Origin of the sequence: Actinomadura sp. NPDC000600, assembly GCF_040492135.1 — a bacterium.
In the GTDB taxonomy this organism is placed as follows: domain Bacteria; phylum Actinomycetota; class Actinomycetes; order Streptosporangiales; family Streptosporangiaceae; genus Spirillospora.
The window spans coordinates 88395-114232 of the sequence record NZ_JBEUPD010000030.1 but is presented as its reverse complement, the minus strand read 5'-3'; the positions used below and the strand labels follow the sequence as shown (position 1 = coordinate 114232).

The window sequence follows — 25838 nt, the reverse complement described above, 5'->3', positions numbered from 1 at the left end:
ACGCCTTTCCAATCCCGCTTGCGCGGCACCTTCCGGGCGGTGGAGCTATTTCATCAGATCCGGTCCGATTGTCAAAATCGAGCCTTTCCGACCCACCACGGCACGGCAGACACGGCGAGACCGTGTCGGCTGGTTCGTTGGTGGTTTCCCCATGCTTCGGCCGACCGCCATGTGGGCGTCCTGCATCCGTGAGGGGACGAGGGGTCAACTTACGCGGTCGGAGCGCCCGAGTCAAATCGGCCCCGGCGCGGTGCCCTGCGGCCAGGTTGTGCCGTATTGAGGGGAACCTGGCGTGCCGGGGCACCATCTACCTAAGTAGCTCACCCAGCCCAGCACGGAGAGGTACGACATGGCCTACCCACCTCCCCCGCCGCCACCGTCGAGCCCCGGCGCCCCGCCCCCCAACCATCTCGCATGGGCGGTCGCCACCACGATCCTCTGTTGCCTCCCCGCCGGCATCGTTTCCATCGTCTACGCCGCGCAGGTCAACTCCAAGTGGATGGCCGGCGACCACGCCGGTGCGATCAACTCCTCCAACAACGCCAAGAACTGGGCGATCGCGTCGGCGGTCCTGGGTGTGATCGTCGGTGTCATCTACTTCCTCGTCGCCATGGCCGGCGCCAACGGCAGCTGACCCATGACGGAAGAGTTCCGGCCCGCCCCGCCGCCGCGGGGCGGGCCGGTTCCCGAAGTCCCGGGCGGTGCGCAACGGCCCGTGGCCGGACTCGCCGTCAGGCTGCTCCGGCCCGGCGCGGTGCTCGTCTTCAGCGTCGCGGCCGTCTGCTACGTCGCGGCGGTGGACCCGAATGAAGCGGGGCACTATCCGACCTGCCCCTTCCTGGCCATCACCGGGTTCCAGTGCCCAGGCTGCGGGTCCATGCGCACGGTTCACGCGCTCGCCCATGGCCGCGTCCAGGAGGCGTTCGGGCTGAACGTCCTGACCATGGCGATGCTTCCGCTTCTGGCCTTCTTCTGGCTCCGGTGGGCGCGGGCCCGCGCCCTGGACCGCCCCGTCCGGACGAAGGCGGCGCACCCCGCCCTGATCTGGATCCTGTTCGGAGCGGTCCTCCTTTTCTGGCTGATCAGAAACCTCCCGGCCGGATCGTTCCTCGCCGCCTGACCCCGAACGCATAAGGCCGAGTGCTCCGCCCCTGCACAACGACGAGCCTGTCCCATCAGGAGCCGGCCACTCCCCTGGGCGGTCAGGCGGGCGGGACGCGCTTGAGGGGGCGCCGCAGCGTCCAGGCCTGGTGCGGTGTGCCGCACAGTATGGACAGCACATGGGCGGCCCGTGCCCGACGGGTCGGCGACTCCGTGAGCAAGCTCAGCCACTCCTCGTTGTAGCGGGCTCGATCGCCGGCAGGCAGCAACGCGCACCCGGCGGCGAGCAACCTCCGCGCCACGCTCCCCGGTGCCCGGACCCCACCGGCCACGGCATGTGCCCCGGACTTGCCAACGGCCAACATGGTGAAGACCCTCTCGGCCTCCCGCAGAGCCCGCAGTGCCGCGTCCACCGCCGCGAACACAGCGAGCGCCTCGCCCGTCAGGTTCGCCGCGGCGGCCGCGTCGCGCGCCGCGCTCCCTGCCTGGGCCACCGCACGCCCCGTCCAGGGCGCGCCCTCCATGCTCGCCGCGCGCGCCGCATTCGCCGCCACGCGCGCGGCGTCCTCTCCAAGGGCCGCTGCGAAGGCCGCTACGTCCCGCGGCTCCACGATCATGCTCGATGCGCTGACCAGCATGTCCGCCGTGGCGGCTGCGTTCGCCGAATGCACCGCGGCCGCCGCCCCTCCCGGGCTCGCCGCGGCCGCCGCGGCCGCCGCCGCGCGGGCGGCGGGAGGAAAGTGGGTGGCGAGATAGGTACGTGCGTCCTGAATCTTGTTCGCGTCGAGCTCGCGGCTGGAGGCGTCGGTCACGGCGGTCTCCTGGTCAGACGGGCGGGACGTGCTTGAGGGGGCGGCGCAGCGTCCAGGCCTGGCGCGGCGCGCCGCACAGGATCGACAGCACATGGACGGCCCGTGCCCGACGGGTGGGCAACTCGGTGAGCAGGCTCAACCACTCCTCGGCATAGCGACCTCGGGTACCGGCGGGCAGCAGGGCACACCCGGCGGCCAGCAGACGCCGCGTCAAAACCCCTGGCCGCCGCGCCGTGCCCGTCACCGCGCGAGGCTGGGCCTGGCCGCCTGTCGCACTTGTGAAGACTCGCCTGGTCTCCTGCATTGCCAGCACCGCCGCGTCCGTGCCCGTCCAGACAGCCTCAGCCACCGATAAGGCCGTTCTCAGTGGCCACACCGTAACCTTCGCCGCCGCGGCCTCAGCCGCGCGAGCCGCGTCCGTCGCCCGCGACCCCGTACGCACCTGCGCGCCTGTCGCCTCCACCGTCGTGGCCGCGTCAGCGGCATTCGCCGCCGCGAGCACCGCTTCCGCCGCGTACCTCGCCGCGTCCGCCGCGTCCGCCGCCACGGCCGCTTTGCGCGCCGCCGCCTTCGCGATGTGCGCAGGCATGCCCGCCGCGCCCGCCGCTCTGGCCACCGCGCCGGTGCTTGCGTGTTCGGCGCGCGCCGCCGCGGCCGCTACCGCATTGGCCGCCGGGACGAGGCCGGCGGCGAGGTGGAGGCACGCGGCCTTCAGCGCGCCCAGGTCGGGGGTAGAGCGCGGTCCTAGGAGGCGTCCTCCACAGACCGTGCAGTGAGAGTCGCCGGATACAACCTGGGAGTCGCAGACGGGGCAGAGCTGGTCCTTGAAGGACGCGGGGCGGGTCACGGACTGGCTCCGGGGGCGTGCGGACGCAGGGTGTTCCAGGGCTTGGGGGCGGTGGCGCGGTTGGCGTGTGCCTTGGCCAGGGCGAGGCGGGCGTTCTCGGCGCCCTCCTGTGTGAGCTTGTAGTAGCGGCGGCGGGGGCGGCCGAGGGCGTCGGCGTCGCGCTGCTCGGCCGGCTCCTCCCAGCGGGACGTGATCCATCCGGCCTGTTCGAGGCGGGTGATGATCGGATAGACCGTGCCGGTGGGCAACTCGGTGGCCTGCACCATCTCCAGCCCGTACCACTCCCGGTTCGGTTCCAGCAGCGCCTGGCGTAGCACCATCTGGGTCTGCACGGTCATCCGCGGCCCCCGGGTCACCGTGCTCCCCTTCCCCGCATCCCGCCGCGGACCGCCAGCAGCAGCCCCGCCACCGCCGCCGCGACTCCGACAGGCCCGGCCACCGCCGGCATCAGCCACGCCACCACGGCCGCCCCGACCGCCGCCGAAGCGATCCCCAGCCAGGCCAGCAACTCCCAGGCGACGAATACCCCGGACCGGCCCGACCCGCCTCCGCGTCGCTCGAACTCTACATAGCCCATGGCTCGTACTCTACATACGAGGCCTCGTGATCGCCAGGGAGTCGAACGCGGACCGCACCGGCCCCTGTCGCCCTGCATGGTGCCCTCGGGGGCTCCGGAGATCGTCCGTCACCGTCTCGACTCCTCGGCCTCGTCCGGTGCGATGGATGGCCGAACGGGCATGTGCGGCCTTCGGAGCCGCATGGTCGGCCACGCCCGGTCCGCCGGGGTGACGACCTCGCCGAGTCCGGCGTTCCCGGATACTCCGAGGGCTCGAGCGCCTGTGCGCGGTCTCGCGGGGCGGGAGATGGGCTCGGCGAGGCCCGTCCGGTCGCTCGGGGTGTCAGACGGGGTCGCTGAAGGCGGGTGGGCGCTTGTCGAAGTGGGCGCGGACGGCTTCGACCTGGTTGGGGCTTCCGCGCAGGGCGGCGAGCGTGCGGGACTCTTCGAGGAACTGGCCGGCCAGGTCGGTGTCGGCGGCGCGGTTGAGCAGGCGCTTGGCCCCCCGGACGGCGTCGGGGCTGTTGCCTGCGATCTCGCGGGCGAGGTCTGTCGCGGCGGCGTGCGGGTCATCGGCGGTGCGGGTGGCCAGGCCGATGCGGACGGCGTCCGCTCCGGAGATCATGCGGCCGGTGAAGGTCAGCTCCTTCGCGACGTCCTCGCCGACGAGGCGGATCAGCGCGGCGGTGCCGGTCATGTCGGGCACCAGGCCCCAGCGGATCTCCAGGACGGACAGGCGCGCGTCCGGGGCGGCGATGCGGATGTCGGCGCCGAGCGCGATCTGCAGGCCCCCGCCGAGGGCGTGCCCGTGGACGGCGGCGATGACGGGCTGCGGCATTTCCCGCCACACGTGCACGGCCTGCTGGCCGAGGTTGGTGATGCGTCCCGGCTCGCGCTCGGTGATGTCGCCGGAGCGGCGTCCGGCGCCGTCGCCGGCCATGGCGGCGAAGTTGGCGAAGTCCAGGCCGGCGCAGAACGCGCGGCCCTCCCCCGACAGGACCACGGCCCGGACGGACGCGTCGGCGGCGATCGCGTCCCCGGTCCGGGCGAGCGCCTCGAACATGGCCAGGTCGAGGGCGTTCAGCTTGTCGGGTCGGTTGAGCCGCACGTCGGCGACCCCCTCGTGGACGTGCACGGTGACGCGGTCGGTCATGCCGGGGTCCCTCTCATCCTCGCGGTCGTCTGCGGGGGACGATTCCATGCGGCGCCCCGCCGGTCGAGGGCGAGGGTCAGGTCACCGGGACGATCCGCGCCCCGGTGAGCGTGCCGTCGCGGATGTCGAGGAGGCCGAGGGTGCCGTGCGGCTGGCGGCGCCGGTCGGTCGGCGACCCGGGGTTGAAGATGCGGACGCCGTCGCCGGTCTCGTCCAGCGGGATGTGCGAGTGCCCGAACACGACGAGGTCGGCGGCGGGGAACCAGCGCCGCATCCGGGCGGTGCGGCCCCGGGCCTGGCCGCTGTCGTGGACCATCGCGACGGCGAGGCCGTCGAGGTCGAGTCCGAGGCGTTCGGGCGCGCCCCACTCCGCCACGTCCGGGCCGTCGTTGTTGCCGAGGACGGCGTGGACGGGCGCGTACTGGGCCAGCTCGTCCAGGACGGAGGCGAGGCACACGTCGCCTGCGTGCAGGATCACGTCGGCGCCCCGCAGGTGCTCGGCCACCCGCGGCGGGCACGACTTCCAGCGCCTCGGCGCGTGGGTGTCGGAAATGGCCACCGCTCTCACATGTCCCATTGTCCCCGCAGGGGCACAATGGGACGGATGCGGATCGACATCGGCGGTGTGCGCCTCTACTTCGACGTCGAGGGCGCCGGGCTGGTCCCGGACGGTGCGGCGATGGCTGAGCGGCCCGTGGTCGTGGCGCTGCACGGCGGTCCCGGCGCCGACCATTCGCTGTTCAAGCCGGTGCTGGGGCGGGCGACCGAGTTCGCGCAGGTCGTCTACCTGGACCAGCGCGGCAGCGGCCGGTCGGACGTGAGCGAGCCCGCGCTGTGGACGTGGGAGCGCTGGGCGGACGACGTCGTCGACTTCTGCGACGCGCTGGGCATCGACGACCCGGTCCTCCTCGGGACGTCCAGCGGCGGGTGGGTGGCGCTGACGGTCGCGCACCGCCACCCGGAGCGCGTCCGCGGTGTGGTGCTCGACAGCGTGATGCCGGGTCCCGCCGAGGAGCGGCTGGAGGTCTTCGAGCGGCTCGGAGGCGCTGAGGCCCGCGACATCGCGCGCCGCTACTGGGGCGGGGAGGACGTCCAGGACGACTGGGAGCGCGTGTGCCTGCCCCTGTACTCGCGGCGTCCGGACGGCGACCCGGAGGCGAGGGACAGGCTGGCCCGCATCCGGTGGAACCGAGACGTCATCGAGCATTTCCGGCGGTCGCTCGCGGGCGCGTTCGACCCGTGGCCGTACCTTGAGCGGATCGTCCGGCCCGTCCTGGTCCTGAACGGAGAGGACGACCCCGTCGCGACGATCTCGGCGGCCCGGAAGCTCGCCGAGGCCCTGCCGGAGGGCACAGCCGAGCTGCACGTGCTGCCCGCCACGGGCCACGGGGTGTTCAGGGAGGATCCGGACCGGGCCGTCGCCCTGCTCCGCGACTTCGTCGGGCGGACCGCCGCGCGGGGGTAGCGGACGGCCGCGGGGCGCCCGCCGGAAAGGGCGGTGATTTTGCCACGCCCCACTTCGGACACGTGTGGGAAACAACTGTAAGCACGCTGTCATTACCGAGGACTGACCTGCGGAGTTACGCTCGAATTCCTCGCGACCGTCCCAGAAGGATTCCGACCGTACGCCCCCGGTCGGCTCTTTCCGACACGGCGACCCAGCACCGCGAGGGCACAGTGAGGGCGGCCGGGCCCCGAGGAGGATGAACACTCCCTTGCACCGGCCCCGGGACCCGGCCGCCTCTCCGCCTGCCGCGCCGGGGTTACGAGGTCAGGTAGAGCTTGCGGTCGAAGACCCCGGAGCCCGGCGTGCTCTCACCGCGGGCGATGGCGGAGCCGCTGCCCGTGCCGTTGGAGGGGCACAGCGCGCTGCTGCCCGTCTGCCGCACGAGCGTGATGTCGTCGGACCTGCCCTGCGCGTCGTCCTGGTCCGGCATCGGACGGTTCGGGTTGTCGCGGTTGTAGACGTCGAAGCGCAGACCGTCGGTGCTCCCCGTCCGGAACCCGTAGTAGCAGGTGACGGTGATGCCTAGGATCTTGCCCTCCATCTTGAAGCGCAGGCCGCCGTTGATGGACAGGACGCCGTCCCGGCCGCCCTGGACCGGGTCGTAGGCGACCTGGCCGCTCCTGTCGGCCACCTCGCCGAGGTCGAGGTCGGTGGCCGGAGAGCTGAGGCCGTTGGACGTCCGGCACGCGCCGATCGACGCGGCGGTCAGCTCGCCCGCGCCGGTGGACTGGACGGTGCCCTGCAGCCGGGCGCCGTCGCAGGAGCCCGTGACCTTCGCGCCGAGGTAGTCGACGGAGAACTGGAGCGCCCCGACGGTGGCGACCTGCCAGTTGCCGGAGTACGGCGCTCCGGCGGCGGTCTCCTCGCGGATCGTGGTGGTCGCGGCGGAGGCGGCGGGCGCCGCCAGGGCGAGCGCGGCGGTCGCGGCCGCCAAGGGCGCGGCCAGCCTGATGGGAGCCTTCACGGGGTTTTCCTCCTCGGGAAGAGGGATTTGATTTTTTCTACCCGAGTGACCGTGAAAAGCAAGGGCTTTCCAGCCCGATATCCACAGTTTAGAGAATTCCGCTAAACGGCGGCCGCCGAATGCTCGGCGACCGATATGTCAAGCGCGGAGTTGCGCACTTGGTGCGCAAGAAGAGGAGGGCGCGCGGCCGGGACGGGAGGTACGGACGGAACCCGGCCGCGCGCCTGGCCTGTCAGTGGAACACGGGCTTCATCGCGTACACGCGGTTCGGCTTGTTGTAGCCGAAGAAGACGCGGGTGCCGCGGCCGGCGGGTGCGACCGCCAGCCCCTCGCTCTCCCCGGTCAGCGGGATGTCGATGGCGTCCAGGATCGTCCCGGCCCGGTCCAGCACGGTGATCGTGTTGTTGGTGTAGTAGAGGACCTTGTCACCGGCCATCTCCAGGCCCTGCGGGACGCCCTGGTAGCCGAGGTCGAAGGTCGAGCGGACGGTTCCGTCGAGGTCGGTGAACGCGAACACGAACGGGCCCTGGTCGCCCGGTCCGGCGTGCACGAGCAGGCCGTCGCGCCGGTTGTCGACCGCCACGAGGCCCGAGTTGCCGAGGGAGGCGAAGTCGATGGTGCGCACGACCTCAGGCTCGCCGCTCCAGTCCACCACGTTGACCTGGGTGGGGTTCTTGCCGCCGCCGGTGGCGACGTAGAGGAGGCCGTCGCGGTCGCGGACGCTGATCTCGGCGGCGTGCCCGACGGCGAGGGGCGCGCTCTCCTTGAGCGTGTTGCCGTCGCGGTCGTACTCGCGGATGACGCCGTGGCCGCCGCCCACGTCGAACCCGACGTAGAACCGGCCGCGGCGGTAGGCGAGGCCCTGCATGTTGTCGGTGTGGGGGACGTTGAACAGCAGGTCGAAGGTGTAGGGGCGGCCGGCCGCCGCCGCGGGGCGGGCGCCGGCCAGGGCGGCGGCTCCGGCGAGCGTGGCGGCGCCCGCGAAGCCGAGGACTCTGCGGCGGGTGGGAGCGACCTCGCCGAGTCCGGGTCCGTGCATCGTGCCTCCTTGGTGGGGGGTGATGGGGAGGAAGGTCAGGGGCGGGCCGGGCGGGGGGCCTCCAGCACCTCGGGGTTCGCGCAGTGGACGAGGGGCTCGCCGCGCAGGTGGCGGCCGACGTCCCGGGCGAGGATGCGGGCGGCGTTGGCGGCGGTCTGCTTGCTGGCCCCGGCCAGGTGCGGCGTGACGATGATGTTCGGGGTGGTCAGCAGCCGCGACCCGGCCGGGATCGGCTCCTCGGGGAACACGTCGAACGCGGCGGCGAACAGGTGCCCGGACTCGGCGGCGTCGCAGACGGCCTCGTAGTCCAGCAGCGACCCGCGCGCGCAGTTGACGATGATGGAGCCGGGCGGCATCGCGGCGATCTGCGCGGCGCCGATCATCCCCGTGGTCTGCGGCGTCGCGCGGGCGTGCAGGGAGACGATCTGCGCGCGCGCCAGCAGCTCGTCGAGCGGGACGAGCTCGGCGATGCCCGACAGGTCTCCGAGGTCGTCCAGGTAGGGGTCGTGGACGAGCACGCGGGCGCCGAGCGCGGCGAGCATCCGGGCGACGCGGCGGCCGACGGCGCCGCAGCCGACGAGGCCGGCGGTGCTGCCGAGGATCTCGATGCCGACGTCGTCGTAGCGGTAGTAGTCGCCGCGCCACTGCCCCGCCATCAGGTCGACGTGCGTCTGCGGGATGCGCCGCACCGCCGCGAGGATCAGCCCGAGGGTGTGCTCGGCGGTCGCGCCCGCGTTGCGTCCGGGCGCGAAGCAGACGGCCACGCCGTGCTCGGTCGCGGCCTCCAGGTTGGCGTTGACGGGCCCGCCGCGGCTGATGCCGAACAGCCGCAGGTCCGGGGAGGCCTCCAGGATCCGCCGGGTCAGCGGGGCCATCTGGGTGACGCAGACCTCGGCGCCGCGCAGCGCCTCGATGAGCTGCTCCTCGGTCCCGGACGCCTCGTCCACCTCGGCGACGCGCCCGAACGGCTCCACCGGCCACGGCAGCGTGACCTCCGAGAACGCCAGACCGCCGGGGGTCTCGGCGCGCAGGGCGTCGATGAGCAGGTCGTTGCGGACGAAGAGGTCACCGGCCGCGAGCACGCGGGTAGTCATTCATCGCTCCAGTGGGGTGTTGAACTCCAGGAGGGCGGCCTCGCCGTCCCGGAGCCGGATCTCGGTCAGTGCGCAGTTGCCCAGCGACGGGAACCGCCGCCGGTAGTCCTTGAGCGGCATCCCCAGCAGCCGGCACAGCGCGAGCCGGATCGCCGTGGAGTGCGCGACGACCAGGACGCGCCCGCCCTCGTGCAGGCGCGCGATGTCGTCCAGGCAGGCGGTGAAGCGGCGCGCGGCGGCGGCCGGGTCCTCGCCGCCGGGCAGGTGCGCGGCGACGGGGTCGGCCAGGAACGCGCGCAGCTCCTCGGGGAACTTGCGCTCCATCTCCGCGCGGGTGAGCCCCTCGCCCTGCCCGAAGTCCAGTTCCCGGAGCCGCCCGTCGACGTGCAGCCGCGAGCCGATCGCCGCGGCGGACGGCGCCGCGGTCAGCCGGGACCGCGACAGGTCCGAGCACCACACCGCGTCGGGCCGGGCCTTCGCCGCCCACGCGGCCAGCGAGCGGGCCTGGTCCAGGCCGAGCGGGGTCAGCGCGACGTCGCTGACCCCGGCGTAGCGGTTCTCGGCGTGCCATTCGGTCTCCCCGTGCCGGACGAGGACGAGGCGCGTCATCGGGATGTCCTCTCGCGTGCGTGCGCGGCGGTCTCGGCGGGCAGCCACCCGCGCCGTTCCAGCTCACCGACCAGGCGCAGGTAGGGCGCGTCGAACACGCCGGTCTTTTGCGGACGCGGGTCGATCACCGCCTTGACGGCGACCATCCGCCCGGCGGTCTCGGCGACGTCGCGGCCCGGCGCGGCGGCGAGCACGGCGGCGCCGAGGGCGGGCTCGGCCTGCCGGGGCAGCACGACCGGGCGGCCGAGGATGTCGGCGCGCAGCTGGCACCAGTACCGGCTGCGCGCGGCCCCGCCGGTCAGCGTCAGGTCGCCGCCGGTGGGCGCGCCGAGCAGGTCGAGGTGGTCGAAGCAGAGCCGCTCCAGGTAGCCGACGCCCTGCAGGACGGCGGCGAAGTCGTCGGCCTCGTCGCCCGTCCCGCCGAGCCGGAACCCGCGGGCGTCCGGCGCGAGGAACGGGAACCGCTCCCCCGCCGGGACGAGCGGGTACGCGAGCGCCGCCGCCGGTTCGTGCTCCGCCGCGCGGCGGTCCAGGTCGGCCAGGTCCCGGCCCGGGAAGTCGCGGGAGATCGCGCCCGCGCCGGTGCTGGACGCGCCGCCGGGCAGCCACCGCCCGTCCGGCGCCTTGTGGGAGTAGACGACGCCGAACGGGTCCTGGACGAGTTCGTCGCTGACGCCCTTGAGGACGAGGGTCGTCCCGAGGACGGAGTTCCACGACCCGACGGTGAGGCGCCCCGTCCCGAGCTGGGCGGCGCACCCGTCGGTGGCGCCCGCGACGACGGGGGTCCCCTCGGGGACGCCGGTCGCCTCCGCGGCGGCGGCGCAGACCGTCCCGAGCGGCGTGCCGGACCGTTCCAGCGGCGGGAGCAGGCCGGCGGGGACGCCCAGCGCGTCGAGGACGTCCGCCGGCCAGGCCTCGGCGATGAGGTCCGCACCGGTCTTGAGCGCGTTGCTGAGGTCGGCGGCCACCGGATGGCCGGTCAGCCGCCGGTTGACGAAGTCGGCCTGGTGGGCGAGGTGGGCGCCCTCGTGCGGGTGGTTCTCCAGGAGCCACAGCAGTTTCGGCAGGGCCCAGGCGGGCTGCATGCGCTGGTAGCCGAGGGAGCGCCACACCTCGCCGCCGGCCTCGTTGACCCGCTGGACGTGCGCGGCGGCGCGGGTGTCGTCGTACATGAGGGCCGGGGTCAGCGGCCGGCCTCCGTCATCGGTGAGCAGGACCGTCCCGGACGTCGCGTCGACGGCGACGGCCTGCACGGCCCCCGCCGGGACGTCCCGGAGCGCCTCGCGGCAGGCGGCGCCGACCGCCGTCCACCAGTCCTCGGGGTCCTGCTCGTGCCGGGGGCCGTCCCGCCGCCCGGTCAGCGTCCGGCTGCCGGCCCCGGCCACGTCCCCCGACGCGGTGACGGCGAGCGCGCGCACGCTCTGCGTCCCCAAGTCGATCCCGACCCAGACCTCCTCGTTCTGGTCGGTCACCGGGCGCCGCCGTCCCGGCCGGTGCGGGCACGGGCCGCCGCGAGCGTCGGCCAGGCGGGCGCCGTGGCCGAGCGGATCGCCAGGAAGTCCTCGTAGGCCCGGGCGTAGTGGTCGGCCCGGCCGGGGTCGGGGGCGTAGGCGTCGCCAGGACGGACGTGGGCGTCGGCGGCCTCGCGGGCGCCGGCGGCCCGCCCGGTGGACAGGAGCCCGACGATGAACGCGCCGCGCGCGCCGGCCTCGGTGTCGGCCGACCGGACGACCGGGACGCCCGTGACGTCTGCGAGCATGCCCAGCCAGACGGGGCTCGCCGAGCCGCCGCCGCTCACCCGCAGTTCGGTGGGGCGGGTCTCGGCCGCGGTCAGGCAGTCGCGCACGACCAGGCTGAGCCCTTCCAGCACGGCGCGGGCGATGTGCTCGCGCTCGTGGTGGACGGTGAGGCCGTGGAACGCGCCGCGCGCCCGCGGGTCGAGGAACGGGGCCCGTTCCCCCGCGGGCGACAGGTACGGCAGGAAGACCAGCCCGTCGGCGCCCGGCGGCGCCTGCGCCGCCAGGTCGGCGAGCGCACCCGGTGCCGGCAGGCCGAGCACGCGGCACGCCCAGTCGACGACCTGGCCGCCCGCGAGCGTCGGGAAGGCCCGCAGGTAGCGGCCCGGCAGGCCCATCGCGACCGTGAGGCCGGACGGGTCGCCGGTGAGGCGCGGGCCGTCCACGACCGTCTCCGTGCACAGCGTGGTGCCGAGGATCGTGCAGGCCTGGCCGGTGTCGACCGCGCCCACGCCGATCGCGGTGGACGCGATGTCGTACGGGGCGAGGACGACCGGCAGCCCCTCGGGCAGCCCCAGCTCGGCCGCCGCCTCCCGGGTCAGCGGGGCGGCGCGCCGGTCGTCGCCGCGCACCTCGGGAAGGAGCCTCGCGGCCCATTCCATGTCGTAGCGGCGCAGCAGGTCGTCGGAGTACCGCAGGGCGGCGATGTCCAGGAACGGCGCGGACGCGTCCGAGCCGTCGACCGCGATCTCCCCGGTGAGCCGGGAGAAGATCCAGCCGCCGCAGGTCAGGGACGCCGCCGAGCGGGCGAGCCGGTCGGGGTCGTGCTCGCGCAGCCAGGTGAGGATCGCGTTCGGAAGCCCCGCGAAGTGCAGCGACCCGTTGACGCGGAACGCCCCCTCCAGCACGCCTGCGGCCGCCCAGCGCTCGACGGCCGGGGCGGCGCGGCCGTCGTTCCACAGGATCGCCGGGCCGGTGGGGGCGCCGTCGCCGTCCACCAGCCAGCAGCCGTCGCCCTGCGCGGTGAGCGCCAGGAAGTCGGGGTCGCCGCCGACCCGGGCGAGCACCTCCCGGACGGCGTCGGCGACGGCGCGCCACACCGCGGCCATGTCCTGCTCGGCGTGTCCCGGCGCGGGCCGGGACACCTCTGTGGGCCGCCGGGCGACGGCCAGTTCGGCGCCGTCCCCGCCGTACCCCACCGCCTTGATCATCGTGGTGCCCGCGTCGACGCAGACGACCGTCATCGGCTCCCCCGTCCGTTGCGTAGTGGTCCCATCAGATGCGCGGTCCCATCAAAGCGCGCGCCGGTCAGGCGCGCCCGTGCGAGGCGCGCGAGCGGCGGGCGACCGAGTCCAGCGCCACGGCGAGCAGCAGGACGGCGCCGGTGACCATGAACCGGTAGGACGAGTCGAGGTTCAGCAGCGTCAGCCCGCTGGAGATCGACTGGATGACCAGGATGCCGAGCAGCGCCGCGAACGCGTTGCCGCGCCCGCCGAACAGGCTCGTCCCGCCGATCACGGCCGCCGCGATCGCGTTCAGGTTGACGTCGCCGCCGCCGCTGCTCTGGTTGGCCGCCGCGAGCCGCGCCGCCGCGAGGACGCCGCCGATCGCGGCGAGCGTGGTGCACATGACGAACGCGGAGGTGTAGACCGTCCGGACGTTGATGCCGGCGCGGCGCGCCGCCTCGACGTTGCCGCCGACCGCGTACACGGACTTGCCGTACTTCGTCCGGGACAGGACGTAGTGCGTCGCCAGCACGAGCACCAGGAACAGGACGAACATCCAGCCGACACCGCGGTCGCGGTTCAGGTACCAGACCGCCACCGCGAGGCCGGCCAGCAGGGCGGCGCTGCGGAGGATCAGCGTGCGCTCCGTCGTCGCGGGCAGGCCCGCCCTGCGGCGCTGCGCGGCCCGGTTGTGGCCCGTCAGGTACAGGATGGCCGCGCCCGCGACCACCAGCGCGTACGCCAGCCACGGCGGGAGGAAGTCGAGCTGGGCGAACGTCACCAGCCGCGAGTCGAACGGCAGGTTGATCGAGCCCTTGGGGCCGAGGATCCACAGCTGGAGGCCGAGCCAGCCGAGCAGCCCGGCCAGGGTGATGACGAAGCTGGGCACGCCGAGCCGGTTGAACACCTGCGCGTAGAACCAGCCGAGCGCGACGGCCAGCACCACCGCCGCGGCGATCGCCAGCCAGGACGGCCAGCCGTGGTCGACGAACAGCACCGCGACCACGGCGGCGCTGAGCCCGCTGACCGAGCCCACCGACAGGTCGATCTGCCCGACCAGCAGCATGAACACCACGCCGAGCGCGATCACGCCGACCGGCACGCACTCCAGCGCCAGGTTGACCAGGTTGGCGCTGGACAGGAAGACCGGGTTGAGGATCTGCATCACGGTCCAGATCACGATCAGCCCGCCGACCACCGGCGCGACGCCGAGATCGCCGCCGCGGACCCGGTCGGCGGCGGCCGCCAGCGCGGCGCGCACGCCCCGGTCGCCGGAGTCGCCCGGCAGCCCGGTCCTCGCCTCCGGCGGCGCCATGAGGTCACTCATCGCCCGCTCCCTTCCTCAGGCCGCCCGGTGCGACCCGCTCGGGCCGGTCGTCGGCCGGCTCCTGCGCTCCGGCGGCGTCCACCGCGCCTTCGGCGGCGTCCTCCGCGTCCCCGGCCTCGGGACGGGCCTTGCCCGCGCGGCGGCTCACCACGTTGTCGGCCGCGCCGGTGATGGCGGCGACCAGTTCCTCGGCGGAGGTCGTCCGCGCGTCGAACACGCCGTTGTTGCGGCCGAGCCGCAGCACGGCCACGGTGTCGGCGACGGCCTGCACGTCCGCCATGTTGTGGCTGATCATGAGCACGCCGTGGCCGCGCTCCTTGAGCCGCTCGATCAGGTTGAGCACCTCGGCGGTCTGCGCGACGCCGAGCGCGGCGGTCGGCTCGTCCAGGATGATGACCTTGGGGTCGCCGAGCAGCGACCGGGCGATCGCCACCGTCTGGCGCTGGCCGCCCGACAGCGCCGCGACCGGCACCTCCACCGAGGGGATCTTCGCCGAGAGCTGGGTGAGCAGCTCCCGGGACCGGACCTCCATCGCGACGTCGTCCAGGCGCAGCGCCCGCATCTCGCGGCCGAGGAACAGGTTCTCGATCACGTTGAGGTTCTCGCAGAGGGCGAGGTCCTGGAAGACGGTCGCGATCCCGAGCTGCTGCGCGGCGGCCGGGGTGGGGATGCTCACCTCCCGCGACTCGAAGGTGATGGTCCCCGCGTCCGGGGCGTGCACGCCGGACAGGACCTTCACCAGGGTGGACTTGCCGGCGCCGTTGTCGCCGACGAGGGCGACGACCTCGCCCGCGGCGACGTCCAGGTCGACGCCGGTGAGCGCGGCGACCGCGCCGAACGACTTGCTGACGCCGCGCAGCGACAGCAGCGAGCCCGCCGCGCCGGCCGGTGGAGTGGGCGATGGTGACATGACGAACCTTCGGGAGATCGCTACTTGAGGCCGAGCTTCGCGCAGGCCGCCGCGTAATCGGCCGTGCAGACCTTGTCGGTCTTGAGGGCGCCGTCCGGGCCGAGCAGGACCTTGCCGATGTTGTCCTGGGTCACCACGGTCGGGGTGAACAGCTCCGACGGCGTGCCGAACAGCGTCGTGTTGCCCTTCGGGCCCTCGCCCTGGACGAACTTGTACGCGGCGTTCGCGGCCGCCTCCGCGACGATCTTGATCGGCTTGGAGATCGTGTTGTACTGGTCGCCGGCGATGATCCGCTGGGCGGCGGCGAGCTCGGCGTCGTTGCCGGTGACGGGCGGGACGTCCACGCCGGCGGCCTTGAACGCGGCGACGGAGGCGCCCCCGGTGCCGTCGTTCGCGGCGACGACGCCCGCGATCTGACCGCGGTACTTGCTGATCTGGCCGCTGACCCACTCCTGGGCCTTCGCGGGCTCCCAGCCGGGCGTGTCGTACTCGGCGAGCAGCTTGAAGCCGCTCGGGTCGACGGCGCTGTGGATGCCCTTCTTGATGAGGTTCGCGGCGGCGTCCGTCGGCGAGCCGTTGACCTCCAGGATGCCGCCCTTCGCCTTCTCCTGCTTGAGGTGGTCGACGAGCGACTGGCCGATCATCGCGCCGATCTTCTCGTTGTCGAACGAGACGTAGTAGTCGGCCTTGGCCGCCGGGATGGGGCGGTCGTAGGCGATCACCTTCACGTCCCGGGACTGCGCCATCCGGACGATCGACGCCGCCGCGGCCGAGTCGACCGGGTCGATCACGATGGCCTTGACGCCCTGGGCGAGCACCGAGCTCGCCTGCTGCTGCTGTTTGGAGGCGTCGGCGCCGGCGTTCTGGTAGAGCACCGAGCAGCCGCCGCACAGCTGCTTCATCCTGGCCTTGAACAGCGGGGCGTCGTAGAGCTCGTAGCGGGTCGAGGCGATGTCGGGCATGAGGAACGCGATCTTGGCGTTCTTCGCGTCGCCGCCACCGGACCCGGCGCTCTTGGAGGAGCACGCCGCGGCGGGCGCGAGCACGGCCAGCGCCGCGGCGGCCGCGGCGACCGTCCTGAGGGAGGGCTTCTTCACAGAGTTCTCCTCGGGGGTACGCCCGTGAAGGGGGCGATGGAGCCGATGCGGCGGCCGTGCGACCGGGCCGGCCGGCCGCCGCGGGGAGAACGTAACATTGCGAACGTTAGAAGTGTCAATACATGGGCGTTAACTAACACAGATGATCGTGAACAGGGATGGCCGGTGACCCGGTTAGCCCAGGTCACAGCTCAGCATCGATCCCGTAGGGGCCCTAGGCACGCACGGGGCAGGGGATGTTAGTTATAACGTCCGTCGTTCACACGAGGTCAGCGGCGCGGGCGCGCGGCGACCTCGTGCTCGACCTTGTGCTGCGCCAGCTCGGCCAGCGCCGCGGGCGGCGCCCCGTCGTCGACGATGACCCGCTCGAAGTCGCTCAGCGGCGCGACCCGGTGCAGCGCGGTACGGCCCAGCTTCGTGTGGTCCACCAGCAGGACGTTGCGGACGGCGCTGCGCAGCATGGCCCGCTTGACGACCACGACCCGCTGCTCCTGGTGGCCGGCGTTGCCGGCCGACACCGCCGAGGTCGACACGAAGCACAGGTCGACCTGCAGCGACTCGATCATCTCCACGCACGAGACGCCCATGAACGAGTTGTGCAGCGGGTCGTAGTCGCCGCCGAGCGCGATCAGCCGGATGCCCTGCACCGGGGCCAGCAGGTTCAGGCCGTCCAGGAAGTTGGTGACGACCGTCAGGGGGCCGAGGCCCGGCAGCCGCCGGGCGAGGGCGAGGGTGGTGGTCGAGTCGTCGAGCATGATCGCCATGCCGGGCTCGACCAGCTCCACCGCCCTGGCGGCGATGGCCTCCTTCTCCTCGCGCATCGTCTTGGCACGGTAGGCGACGCTGCTCTCGAAGACCCCGGACCGCTGCGCGGTCACCCCGCCGCGGTACTTGCGGACGACCCCCTGGCGCTCCAGCTCGTCGAGGTCGCGATGGATCGTCATGAGGCTGACCCCGAAGCGCTCGGCGAGCTCCGCGGCCGTCCCCGACCCGGCGGCGAGCACCGCCTCGGCGATCGCGTCCTGCCGCTGCGCGGGCCCCCGCCGCTGCCGGTCGCTCATGCCCCGCTCCTCACGTCCGGACGCCAGGCCAGAAGTTAACACCACGAATGTTAAGAGCTCAACTCACCGGGTCACCGAGCGCCGCCCCGGTCGCCGGCAGGCCCGCCGCGCGCCACGCCTTGAACCCGCCCACGATGTCGGTCGCGCGCGTCAGCCCGAGGTCGTGCAGGGACGCGGCGGCGAGGCTGGAGGTGTAGCCCTCCGAGCAGAACACGATGACGCGGACGTCGTGGCCGGTGGCCTGGGGCAGCCGGGCGTCCGAGGACGGGTCGAAGCGCCACTCCAGGACGTTGCGCTCCACGATCAGCGCGCCCGGGATCTCGCCCTCGCCCGCCCGCTGGGCGGCCGGGCGGATGTCGACCAGCACCGCCCCGTCGCGCGCCTCGGCGTGGGCCTGGTCGGGGCGGACGCGCGCGAGCCGGTCGCGCGCCTCGGCGAGGATCTCATCAATGGTGCGTGCCATGCACCAATCATGGCAGCTCAGGCGGCCAGCTGAGCCTCGGCCGAGGCGAGCACCTCCTGGATGCGCAGGCCGTGGGCGGCGTCCAGCGCCGGGCTCGTCCCGCTCCGGACGGCGGCGGCGAACTCGGCCACCATCGTGGCGAACGCGTCGTCGCCGAGCTGCGACCAGTCGAGCCGCGCGTGGCCGCCCCGCCCGTACACCTCGACGTGGGCGGGCGGGAGCTCCCCCATGCCCGCCATCGACACCGAGGCCTGGCTGATCGCGCCGCCCTCGTGCTCCAGCGTCAGCCCCAGCCAGCCGAGGGGGTCGCCGTGCGCGCGGACGCCGGCGACCCGGCCCAGCGCGGCGTCCAGCAGGTCGACGATGTGGGGGCCGAGGTCGAGCAGCGCCCCCTTCTCCAGCCGCCACGGGGTGGCGAAGGGCCCCCCGCTCAGTACGGACGACACGAACGAGCCGTAGCCGCCGAACGGCTCCAGCCCCCGCGTGCGGTCGAGGAAGTCGCGGGCGGCCCGCGAGTAGCGCAGCGTGAAGACCATCTGCGACACGACGCCCGCCTCGGCGACGGCCCCCGCGAGGCGGCGGGCGCCGTCCAGGTCCATGGCGAGGGGCTTCTCCAGCAGGACGGCCTTGCCCGCGCGGGCGGCGCGGGCGGCGAGGTCGGCCTGGACGTCCGGCGGGACGGAGAACGCGACGGCCTCGCAGGCGTCGAACAGGTCCTCGATCCGCTCGAACGACGGGGCGCCGTGCTCGCCGGCCAGCGCGGCGGACGCCTCCGGCCGCCGCGCCCACACGCCCGCGAGCCGGGTCGCCGGGCCCGCCGCCAGCGCGGGCGCGTGCACCATCCCCGCCCAGGGTCCCGCTCCGACCAGCCCCACCGCCACGGAATCGCTCATGGGACAAACCTAGGCGATCTACCGGCTTCCCGGCGCGGGCCGGAGGCGGGCCGGGTGCCGCGGCCGTCAGCCGAGCTGGACGCCGAAGAACAGCGCGAGGAGGGCGCCGAGGGCCCCGAGCGCGCCCCAGACGGCGAGCCCGGCCTTGGAGGTGGCGCGCATGTGCAGGAACGCGGCCACCCCGGACAGCAGGACGAAGACGAGCTTCACCTCCAGGGTGCGCTGCGCGGGGCCGCCCAGGTCGCCGGCGGTGATGTTCCAGATGCCGGTGAGGACGAGGACGGCGAACGCGGGCCAGGCGATCGCGTTGAACCGGCGGGCGGCGGCCTTGGTCACGCCCTCGTAGCCGCGCAGCGCGGGTACGAGGGCGCCGAGCGTGATCTGCCCGCCGACCCAGATCGTCGCGGCGAGGACGTGCAGGAAGATCCGCAGGTCGGCGAGGGTGACGGCGAGCACGAGGTCCTCCGGGGGCATGCGGGGCGGTGGTCGGAAGGGTTGCCCTCGGACGTTACCGCCCGCCCTCGCGGAGTCCGGCACCGCCCCGGATCTGTCAGGCCCGCTCCCACCCGCGGCGGGGCCGGTGCATGCCGAGCTGCTCGTCGCGGCTGCGGTAGACGATGTAGGGGCGGGTCAGGTAGCCGATCGGCGCGGTGAGCATGTGCACCAGCCGGGTGAACGGCCAGATGCAGAACAGGACGAGCGCGCTGATCGCGTGGAGCTGGAACAGGATCGGCACCCCGGTCATCAGCGCGGGGTCGGGCCGCAGGTAGAAGATCGACCGGAACCAGGGGGAGACCGTCTCCCGGTAGTCGTAGCCGCCGCCGATGATGTTCGCGACGACGGTCGCGGACAGGCCGAGGAGGATGGTCAGCGCCAGGACGGCGTACATGAGCTTGTCGTTGCGGGTGGTGGCGGAGAACACCGGCCCGACCGTGCGGCGCCGGTAGATCAGGATCGCCAGTCCGGCCAGCGTGCAGAAGCCGGCGATGGTGCCGAGCACGACGGCGACGATGTGGTACATGTCCTCCGTCACGCCGGCGGCCCGCGTCCAGCCGTCGGGGATCAGCAGCCCGCCGACGTGGCCGAGCGCGACGACGAGGATGCCGAAGTGGAACAGCGGGCTGCCGATCCGCAGCAGCCGCCGCTCGTAGAGCTGGGACGAGCGGGTCGTCCAGCCGAACTTGTCGTAGCGGTAGCGCCAGATGTGCCCGAGCACGAACACCGCCACGGCGACGTAGGGCAGGGCGACCCAGAGCAGGATGCCGCCGACGCCGGGTTCGCCGCCGCTCTCGGCGGCGAGGACGGGCAGGTCACTGGTCATGAGCGGGCTCCAAGGACGGGATCGGGCAGGAAGACGGGCCCCATGGCGGTCGCGTCGGCGCCGTAGGGGGCGAGGCCGACCTCCTCCTCCGGCGGGCCTTCGGCGATGAGCCGGGCGACGGCCTCCTCGGTCCGCCCGGTCAGCGGCGGCAGCGTCGCCGCGACGGCGTCCAGGACGTCCTTCCACGGCGAGCCGGACTCGTTGAGGGACAGGCGCAGGAGCTCCAGGCCGGCGCGGTGCTCCAGGAGCAGCCGGCGGCCCTGGGCGAGGTCGCCGGTGGCGGCGAACTCCAGCACGACGGACAGGTGGTCGGGCAGCTCGCCCTCGTCCAGGTCGAGCCCGGCCGCCTGGTACGCCTGCTTGAACCGCACCAGGGCCATGCCGCGTTTGCGGGTGTCGCCGTAGGCGTAGTACGTGAGGTACAGGCAGCAGCGTTTGCGGTGGTCGAACGTGGCGACGTAGTCGGCCGCCAGCTCGCGCGGCGGGGTCGCGTCCAGATGGTCGAGGATGCGGCCCAGCGGCTCCGCGACGTGCGCGGGCAGGCCCGCCACGGCCCGGCGCAGCAGCGGCCGCCGCCCGAGCAGTTCCTCGTCGGGGTAGCCGAGCAGCAGCGAGGCGGCCTGCCAGGCGGTGGCCAGCTCGGCGTCGCTGAGGCCGGACCTGCTCGCGGGTCTGATCTTCACGGCTTGGGCTCCGTTTCCGCGTCGCCCGAGTCCGCGGGCGGGTTGCCGCCGTCCGGGCCCGGGCCCTCGTCCTCGCGGGCGGGGAACAGCCCGGCCGGGGCGCCCTTGCCGTCCCAGTTGAGCAGGTTGACGCGCTTGTGCTTGTCGGCGGGGTCGACCGGGTTGTCGGAGGTCTGCCGCTCCCTGAGCATCTGGAAGTTCTCCACCGCGATGGGGCTGGGACCGCCGGACGCCTCGCCGAACGGCCCGGAGCCGCCGCCCAGGCCCGCTCCGCCCATCCCCGGCCCGCCCTCGTAGTCGAGGGCGCACTCGGTCGCCAGTTCCTCCAGGCCGTGCGCCTGCTCGGCGTGCGCGGTGGGGATCACGTACCGCTCCTCGTACTTCGCCAGCGCCAGCAGCCGGTACATGTCGTACATCGCCTCCCCCGACATCCCGACCCCCTGGGGGATCGCCTCGTCGGGCTCGCGGCCGAGGTTGATGTCGCGCATGTAGGACCGCATCGCGGCCAGCCGCCGCAGCACGGCGTCCACCGGGGCGGTGTCCCCGGCGGTGAACAGTTCGGCGAGGTACTCGACCGGGATGCGCAGGGCGTCGATCGCGGCGAACAGGTTCCCCTTGTCCTCGGCGTCGTGGCCGGTGTCGCGGACGACGTCCACGACCGGCGACAGCGGCGGGATGTACCAGACCATCGGCATCGTCCGGTACTCCGGGTGCAGCGGCAGCGCCACCTTGTAGGTGTTGATCAGGGCGTGGATCGGGGAGCGCTGCGCGGCCTCGATCCAGTCGGCCGGGATGCCGTCGCGCTCGGCCGCCGCCACGACCTCCGGGTCGTTCGGGTCCAGGAACACCTGCCGCTGCGCCTCGTAGAGATCGGTGTCGTCGGGGGTGGACGCGGCCTCCAGCACCTTGTCGGCGTCGTAGAGGACCAGGCCGATGTAGCGGAGCCGCCCGACGCAGGTCTCCGAGCAGACGGTGGGGATGCCGACCTCGATGCGAGGGAAGCAGAACGTGCACTTCTCGGCCTTGCCGGTGCGGTGGTTGAAGTACACCTTCTTGTACGGGCAGCCCGACACGCACATCCGCCAGCCGCGGCAGCGGTCCTGGTCGACCAGGACGATGCCGTCCTCGGCGCGCTTGTAGATCGCGCCGGACGGGCAGGACGCCGCGCAGCTGGGGTTGAGGCAGTGCTCGCAGATCCGCGGCAGGTAGAACATGAAGGTCTTGTCGAACTCCATCTTCACCTTGTCGGAGATCTCCTTGAGCAGGACGTCCTTGTCGCCGTGCTCGATCGAACCGCCGAGGTCGTCGTCCCAGTTCGCCGACCAGGAGACCTTCATGTCCTCGCCCGACAGCAGCGACTTCGGCCGCGCTACCGGCGTGTGCTCCTGCAGGGGCGCGTTGGTGAGGGTCTCGTAGTCGTAGGTCCAGGGCTCGTAGTAGTCGTCGATCCCGGGCAGCTTGGGGTTGGAGAAGATCGTCAGGAGCTTGCGGAGCCGGCCGCCGCCCTTCAGGGCGAGCCGGCCGCGCCGGTTCAGCGTCCAGCCGCCGCGCCAGCGCTCCTGGTCCTCGTACCGCCGGGGGTAGCCCTGCCCGGGCCGGGTCTCGACGTTGTTGAACCACACGTACTCGACGCCGCTGCGGTTCGTCCACGCCTGCTTGCAGGTGACCGAGCAGGTGTGGCACCCGATGCACTTGTCGAGGTTCATCACCATCGACATCTGCGCCATGACCCGCATCAGTACTGCACCTCCTGGGAACGGCGGCGGATGACCGTGACCTCGTCGCGCTGGTTGCCGGTCGGGCCGAGGTAGTTGAACGCGAACGACAGCTGCGCGTAGCCGCCGATGAGATGGCTCGGCTTGATCAGCAGCCGGGTGAGCGAGTTGTGGATGCCGCCGCGGCGGCCGGAGGTCTCCGAGCGCGGGACGTCGATCAGCTTGTCCTGCGCGTGGTACATGTACACCGTGCCCTCCGGCATCCGGTGCGACACGATCGCCCGGGCGACGACGACGCCGTTGCGGTTCACCGCCTCGATCCAGTCGTTGTCGCGCACGCCGATCTTCGCGGCGTCCACCCCGCTCATCCAGATCACCGGGCCGCCGCGCGACAGCGACAGCATGAACAGGTTGTCCTGGTACTCGGAGTGGATCGACCACTTGTTGTGCGGGGTGAGGTACCGGACGGTCAGCCCCAGCTCGCCGGTCTCGCCGAGCTCGGGCTCGCCGAACAGGGCGGACATGTTGAGCGGCGGCCGGAACGTCGGCAGCTGCTCGCCCAGCTCGGCCATCCAGTCGTGGTCGAGGTAGAAGTGCTGCCGCCCGGTCAGGGTGTGCCACGGCTTGAGCCGCTCCACGTTGATCGTGAACGGCGAGTACCGGCGCCCGCCGGCCTCCGACCCCGACCACTCCGGGGAGGTGATGACGGGGACGGGACGCGCCTGGGTGTCGGCGAACGTGATCTGCTTGCCCTCGTGCTCGGCGGCCAGATCGGCCAGGCGCTGCCCGGTGCGCCTCTCCACCGCCCGGAAGCCCTGGGTGGCCAGGTGCCCGTTCGTGGTCCCGGACATCGCCAGGATCGCCTCGCAGGCGTGCACGTCCCGCCGCAGCGACGGGCGCCCGTCCGCCGGGCCGCCCCGCACCACGCCGTTCTTGTGCTTCAGGTACTGGACCGCGCCCTCCATGTCGAACGTGACGCCCTTGGTGGTCGCGCCGAGCCGCTCGGCGAGCGGGCCGAGCGCGGTCATCTTCGCGGCGACGGCCGGGTAGTCGCGCTCCACCGTCACCAGCTTCGGCATCGTCACGCCGGGGATGGGCTCGCATTCGCCCTCGGCCCAGTCGGCCACGCGCCCGTGGGGGGTGGCCATCTCGTCGGGGGTGTCGTGCAGCAGCGGCACGGCGACGACGTCCTTGCGGACGCCCAGATGCCGCTCGGCGAGCCGGCTGAACTGGACGGCGATGTCCTGGAAGGCCCGCCAGTCGCTCCGGGTCTGCCACGGCGGCGCGATCGCCGGGTTGAACGAGTGCACGAACGGGTGCATGTCGGTGGTGTTGAGGTCGTGCTTCTCGTACCAGGTCGCGGCCGGCAGCACGATGTCGGAGTAGACCGTGGTGCTGGTCATCCGGAAGTCCAGCGACAGCAGCAGGTCCAGCTTCCCGGCCGGGGCCTCGTCCCGCCAGACGACCTCCTTGGGGCGCTCGTCCGGCGGCGTCTCCTCCGCCCGTACCGCGTCGGCGGCGCCGAGCAGGTGCTTGAGGAAGTACTCGTTGCCCTTGGCGGACGAGCCCAGCAGGTTGGACCGCCACACGGTCAGGACGCGGGGGAAGTTCTCGGGGGCGTCGGGGTCCTGGCAGGCGAACTTCAGCCGGCCGGCCTTCAGCTCGTCCACGATGTGCTCGCCGGCCTGCCTCCCCGCGGCCTCCGCCTCGTCGGCGAGGGCGAGCGGGTTGCGGTCGAAGGTCGGGTAGGACGGCATCCAGCCCAGCCGCGCCGCCTTCGCGATCACGTCGGCCGTGGACCGTCCGGCGAGCTGCCCGCCGCCCGTCGCCGCCGAGAGCGTGCCCGCGTCGAACTGGTCGTAGCGGAACTGGTCGGAGTGCAGGTACCAGAAGGCGGTGCCGATCATCTGGCGGGGCGGGCGGGACCAGTCCAGCCCGAACGCCAGCTGCGCCCACCCGGTCACCGGGCGGCACTTCTCCTGCCCGACGTAGTGCGCCCAGCCGCCGCCGTTCACGCCCTGCCCGCCGGTCAGCGTGGTCAGCGCGAGGAACGTCCGGTAGATGGTGTCGGAGTGGAACCAGTGGTTGGTGCCCGCGCCCATGATGATCATCGACCGGCCGCGGGACTCCTCGGCGTTCGCCGCGTACTCGCGCCCGATCCGCTCGGCCGCCTGCGCGGGGACGCCGGTGATGGTCTCCTGCCAGGCCGGCGTGCCCGGCTCGGACGCGTCGTCGTACCCGGACGGCCAAGAGCCGGGCATGCCGTCCCGCCCGACCCCGTACTGGGCGAGGAGCAGGTCGTAGACGGTGGTGACGAGGTGGCCGCCGACGTCCCGGACCGGCACGCCCCTGCGGAGCGTTCCCGGCGCGCCGTCGATGCCGTCGAACCGGGCGAGCTCGATCTCGACGGCCTCGCCGCCCTCGACCGACAGCAGCGGGTCGGCGTCGCCCAGGTCCAGGTTCCACTTGCCCACGCCGGCGTCGCCGTAGCGGAATCCGAGCGACCCGTTCGGCACCAGCGGATGGCCGGTGTTCGCGTCCAGGATCACGGTCTTGAACGCGGCGTGCTCGGACTCGGCCTCGGCGCCCGGCAGGTCGGCCGCGGTGAGGAACTTGCCCGGGACGCAGACGCCGTCGCGCTCCTCCAGCCGCACGAGGAACGGCAGGTCGCTGTAGCGCTTGACGTAGTCGGCGAAGTACGGCGCCTGCCGGTCGACGAAGAACTCCTTGAGGATGACGTGTCCCATCGCCATCGCAAGGGCGCCGTCAGTGCCGGGTTGGGCCGCCAGCCACTCGTCGGCGAACTTGACGTTGTCGGCGTAGTCCGGGGAGACCGCCACGACCTTCTGGCCCCGGTAGCGGGCCTCGGTCATCCAGTGCGCGTCCGGCGTCCGCGTCACCGGCACGTTGGAGCCCCACATGATCAGGTAGCCGGCGTCCCACCAGTCGCCCGACTCGGGCACGTCGGTCTGGTCGCCGAACACCTGCGGGGACGCCACCGGGAGGTCGGCGTACCAGTCGTAGAACGACAGCATCGTCCCGCCGATCAGCGACACGAACCGGGCGCCCGACGCGTGCGACACCATCGACATCGCCGGGATCGGGGAGAACCCGGCGACCCGGTCCGGGCCGTACTCGGCGATCGTGTGGACGTGCGCGGCGGCGATCATCTCGGTCGCCTCGTCCCACGACGCCCGCACCAGCCCCCCGCGGCCCCGCGCGCCCTTGTAGACCCGGCTCTTCTCCGGGTCGGAGACGATCTCGCGCCACGCCTCCACCGGATCGCCCGTCCGCGCCCTGGCCTCCCGGTACATCTCCAGCAGCACCCCGCGCACGTACGGGTAGCGCACGCGCGTCGGCGAGTAGGTGTACCAGGAGAACGACGCGCCCCGCGGGCAGCCGCGCGGCTCGTACTCGGGGCGGTCCGGGCCCACCGACGGGTAGTCGGTCTGCTGCGCCTCCCAGGTGATGATGCCGTCCTTGACGTACACCTTCCAGGAGCAGGACCCGGTGCAGTTCACCCCGTGCGTGGAGCGCACGACCTTGTCGTGCGACCAGCGGTCCCGGTAGAAGGCGTCCGCCTGCCGCCCGCCCTTCTTGGTCATGGTCCGCAGATCCGGTGAGACCTGCGCGCGGGTGAAGTACCGCCGCGTGCTCACCAGTGCGTCTTCCAGCGGGCCGTCCAGTCCGGGCCGGCCATCGGTCGAGCTCAACTCCGCTTCCC

26 protein-coding genes are annotated in these 25838 nt (G+C 73.1%); 3 read left to right on the top strand and 23 right to left on the bottom strand.

Going from position 1 to position 25838, the window contains the following annotated elements; genetic code table 11:
- Nucleotides 1–349: 349 nt before the first annotated feature.
- Nucleotides 350–634, top strand: coding sequence for a CD225/dispanin family protein (locus ABWI07_RS33285; RefSeq protein ID WP_353820990.1), 285 nt, complete (start codon nucleotides 350–352; stop codon nucleotides 632–634).
- 81 nt (nucleotides 635–715) lie between these two features.
- Nucleotides 716–1120: a DUF2752 domain-containing protein gene (locus tag ABWI07_RS33280; protein ID WP_353820989.1), complete on the top strand. Its 405-nt coding sequence runs from the start codon at nucleotides 716–718 to the stop codon at nucleotides 1118–1120.
- An 82-nt stretch (nucleotides 1121–1202) separates the two neighbouring features.
- On the opposite strand, the gene ABWI07_RS33275 is transcribed toward ABWI07_RS33280, so the two are convergent.
- From ABWI07_RS33275 to ABWI07_RS33250, 6 genes are all read right to left on the bottom strand, one after another.
- Nucleotides 1203–1913 (bottom strand): hypothetical protein, encoded by a 711-nt coding sequence (locus ABWI07_RS33275; RefSeq protein ID WP_353820988.1) that lies wholly within the window; start codon nucleotides 1911–1913, stop codon nucleotides 1203–1205.
- Nucleotides 1914–1926: 13 nt separating this feature from the next.
- Entirely contained in the window at nucleotides 1927–2760 is an 834-nt protein-coding gene (locus ABWI07_RS33270) for a hypothetical protein (protein ID WP_353820987.1), read from the bottom strand.
- The gene (locus ABWI07_RS33265; protein WP_149264664.1) at nucleotides 2757–3098 is read right to left on the bottom strand and encodes a PadR family transcriptional regulator; all 342 of its coding nucleotides are present in this window, start codon (nucleotides 3096–3098) and stop codon (nucleotides 2757–2759) included. The genes ABWI07_RS33270 and ABWI07_RS33265 overlap by 4 nt, the downstream gene beginning before the upstream one ends.
- Nucleotides 3099–3112: 14 nt before the next feature.
- Nucleotides 3113–3337: a hypothetical protein gene (locus ABWI07_RS33260; protein ID WP_149264663.1), complete on the bottom strand. Its 225-nt coding sequence runs from the start codon at nucleotides 3335–3337 to the stop codon at nucleotides 3113–3115.
- 322 nt (nucleotides 3338–3659) lie between these two features.
- Nucleotides 3660–4469, bottom strand: a complete 810-nt coding sequence (locus tag ABWI07_RS33255; RefSeq protein ID WP_149264662.1) for a crotonase/enoyl-CoA hydratase family protein — start codon at nucleotides 4467–4469, stop codon at nucleotides 3660–3662.
- Nucleotides 4470–4545: 76 nt separating this feature from the next.
- A complete protein-coding gene (locus ABWI07_RS33250; protein WP_353820986.1) occupies nucleotides 4546–5028 on the bottom strand; it encodes a metallophosphoesterase family protein in 483 nt (160 codons plus the stop codon).
- Nucleotides 5029–5073: 45 nt separating this feature from the next.
- Here ABWI07_RS33250 and ABWI07_RS33245 point away from each other — a divergent pair, with 45 nt between their 5' ends.
- Entirely contained in the window at nucleotides 5074–5934 is an 861-nt protein-coding gene (locus ABWI07_RS33245; protein ID WP_353820985.1) for an alpha/beta fold hydrolase, read from the top strand.
- 298 nt (nucleotides 5935–6232) lie between these two features.
- Here ABWI07_RS33245 and ABWI07_RS33240 read toward each other — a convergent pair whose 3' ends face one another.
- From ABWI07_RS33240 to ABWI07_RS33160, 17 genes are all read right to left on the bottom strand, one after another.
- Nucleotides 6233–6940, bottom strand: a complete 708-nt coding sequence (locus tag ABWI07_RS33240; RefSeq protein WP_353820984.1) for a hypothetical protein — start codon at nucleotides 6938–6940, stop codon at nucleotides 6233–6235.
- Nucleotides 6941–7172: 232 nt separating this feature from the next.
- Nucleotides 7173–7979: a hypothetical protein gene (locus ABWI07_RS33235; RefSeq protein WP_353820983.1), complete on the bottom strand. Its 807-nt coding sequence runs from the start codon at nucleotides 7977–7979 to the stop codon at nucleotides 7173–7175.
- Between the two features lie 35 nt (nucleotides 7980–8014).
- Nucleotides 8015–9073, bottom strand: coding sequence for a 2-hydroxyacid dehydrogenase (locus tag ABWI07_RS33230; RefSeq protein WP_353820982.1), 1059 nt, complete (start codon nucleotides 9071–9073; stop codon nucleotides 8015–8017).
- Nucleotides 9074–9682 (bottom strand): histidine phosphatase family protein, encoded by a 609-nt coding sequence (locus ABWI07_RS33225; protein WP_149264656.1) that lies wholly within the window; start codon nucleotides 9680–9682, stop codon nucleotides 9074–9076. It lies immediately after the preceding gene.
- Nucleotides 9679–11154 carry an FGGY-family carbohydrate kinase gene (locus ABWI07_RS33220; protein WP_353820981.1) on the bottom strand — a complete coding sequence of 492 codons (1476 nt, stop codon included), beginning with the start codon at nucleotides 11152–11154 and terminating at the stop codon, nucleotides 9679–9681. The genes ABWI07_RS33225 and ABWI07_RS33220 overlap by 4 nt, the downstream gene beginning before the upstream one ends.
- Entirely contained in the window at nucleotides 11151–12662 is a 1512-nt protein-coding gene (locus ABWI07_RS33215; RefSeq protein ID WP_353820980.1) for an FGGY family carbohydrate kinase, read from the bottom strand. The genes ABWI07_RS33220 and ABWI07_RS33215 overlap by 4 nt, the downstream gene beginning before the upstream one ends.
- A 64-nt stretch (nucleotides 12663–12726) precedes the next feature.
- Nucleotides 12727–13971: a sugar ABC transporter permease gene (locus ABWI07_RS33210; RefSeq protein WP_149264653.1), complete on the bottom strand. Its 1245-nt coding sequence runs from the start codon at nucleotides 13969–13971 to the stop codon at nucleotides 12727–12729.
- Entirely contained in the window at nucleotides 13964–14881 is a 918-nt protein-coding gene (locus ABWI07_RS33205; protein WP_149264652.1) for an ATP-binding cassette domain-containing protein, read from the bottom strand. The genes ABWI07_RS33210 and ABWI07_RS33205 overlap by 8 nt, the downstream gene beginning before the upstream one ends.
- Nucleotides 14882–14901: 20 nt before the next feature.
- On the bottom strand, nucleotides 14902–15978 hold the full coding sequence (locus ABWI07_RS33200) for a substrate-binding domain-containing protein (RefSeq protein WP_353820979.1): 1077 nt from the start codon (nucleotides 15976–15978) through the stop codon (nucleotides 14902–14904).
- Between the two features lie 269 nt (nucleotides 15979–16247).
- Complete coding sequence (locus ABWI07_RS33195) at nucleotides 16248–17039, bottom strand: DeoR/GlpR family DNA-binding transcription regulator (protein ID WP_353820978.1); 792 nt, start codon at nucleotides 17037–17039, stop codon at nucleotides 16248–16250.
- Nucleotides 17040–17097: 58 nt separating this feature from the next.
- The gene (locus tag ABWI07_RS33190; protein ID WP_149264649.1) at nucleotides 17098–17502 is read right to left on the bottom strand and encodes a rhodanese-like domain-containing protein; all 405 of its coding nucleotides are present in this window, start codon (nucleotides 17500–17502) and stop codon (nucleotides 17098–17100) included.
- A 17-nt stretch (nucleotides 17503–17519) separates the two neighbouring features.
- Nucleotides 17520–18395, bottom strand: a complete 876-nt coding sequence (locus tag ABWI07_RS33185; protein ID WP_149264648.1) for a Gfo/Idh/MocA family protein — start codon at nucleotides 18393–18395, stop codon at nucleotides 17520–17522.
- Nucleotides 18396–18461: 66 nt separating this feature from the next.
- Nucleotides 18462–18869, bottom strand: coding sequence for a hypothetical protein (locus ABWI07_RS33180; RefSeq protein ID WP_200842428.1), 408 nt, complete (start codon nucleotides 18867–18869; stop codon nucleotides 18462–18464).
- 76 nt (nucleotides 18870–18945) lie between these two features.
- Nucleotides 18946–19716 carry a respiratory nitrate reductase subunit gamma gene (gene narI, locus ABWI07_RS33175; RefSeq protein WP_149264647.1) on the bottom strand — a complete coding sequence of 257 codons (771 nt, stop codon included), beginning with the start codon at nucleotides 19714–19716 and terminating at the stop codon, nucleotides 18946–18948.
- Complete coding sequence (gene narJ / locus ABWI07_RS33170) at nucleotides 19713–20399, bottom strand: nitrate reductase molybdenum cofactor assembly chaperone (RefSeq protein WP_353820977.1); 687 nt, start codon at nucleotides 20397–20399, stop codon at nucleotides 19713–19715. The genes narI and narJ overlap by 4 nt, the downstream gene beginning before the upstream one ends.
- Entirely contained in the window at nucleotides 20396–22135 is a 1740-nt protein-coding gene (gene narH / locus ABWI07_RS33165; protein WP_353820976.1) for a nitrate reductase subunit beta, read from the bottom strand. The genes narJ and narH overlap by 4 nt, the downstream gene beginning before the upstream one ends.
- Complete coding sequence (locus tag ABWI07_RS33160; protein ID WP_149264645.1) at nucleotides 22135–25827, bottom strand: nitrate reductase subunit alpha; 3693 nt, start codon at nucleotides 25825–25827, stop codon at nucleotides 22135–22137. The genes narH and ABWI07_RS33160 overlap by 1 nt, the downstream gene beginning before the upstream one ends.
- Between the last annotated feature and the right edge of the window lie 11 nt (nucleotides 25828–25838).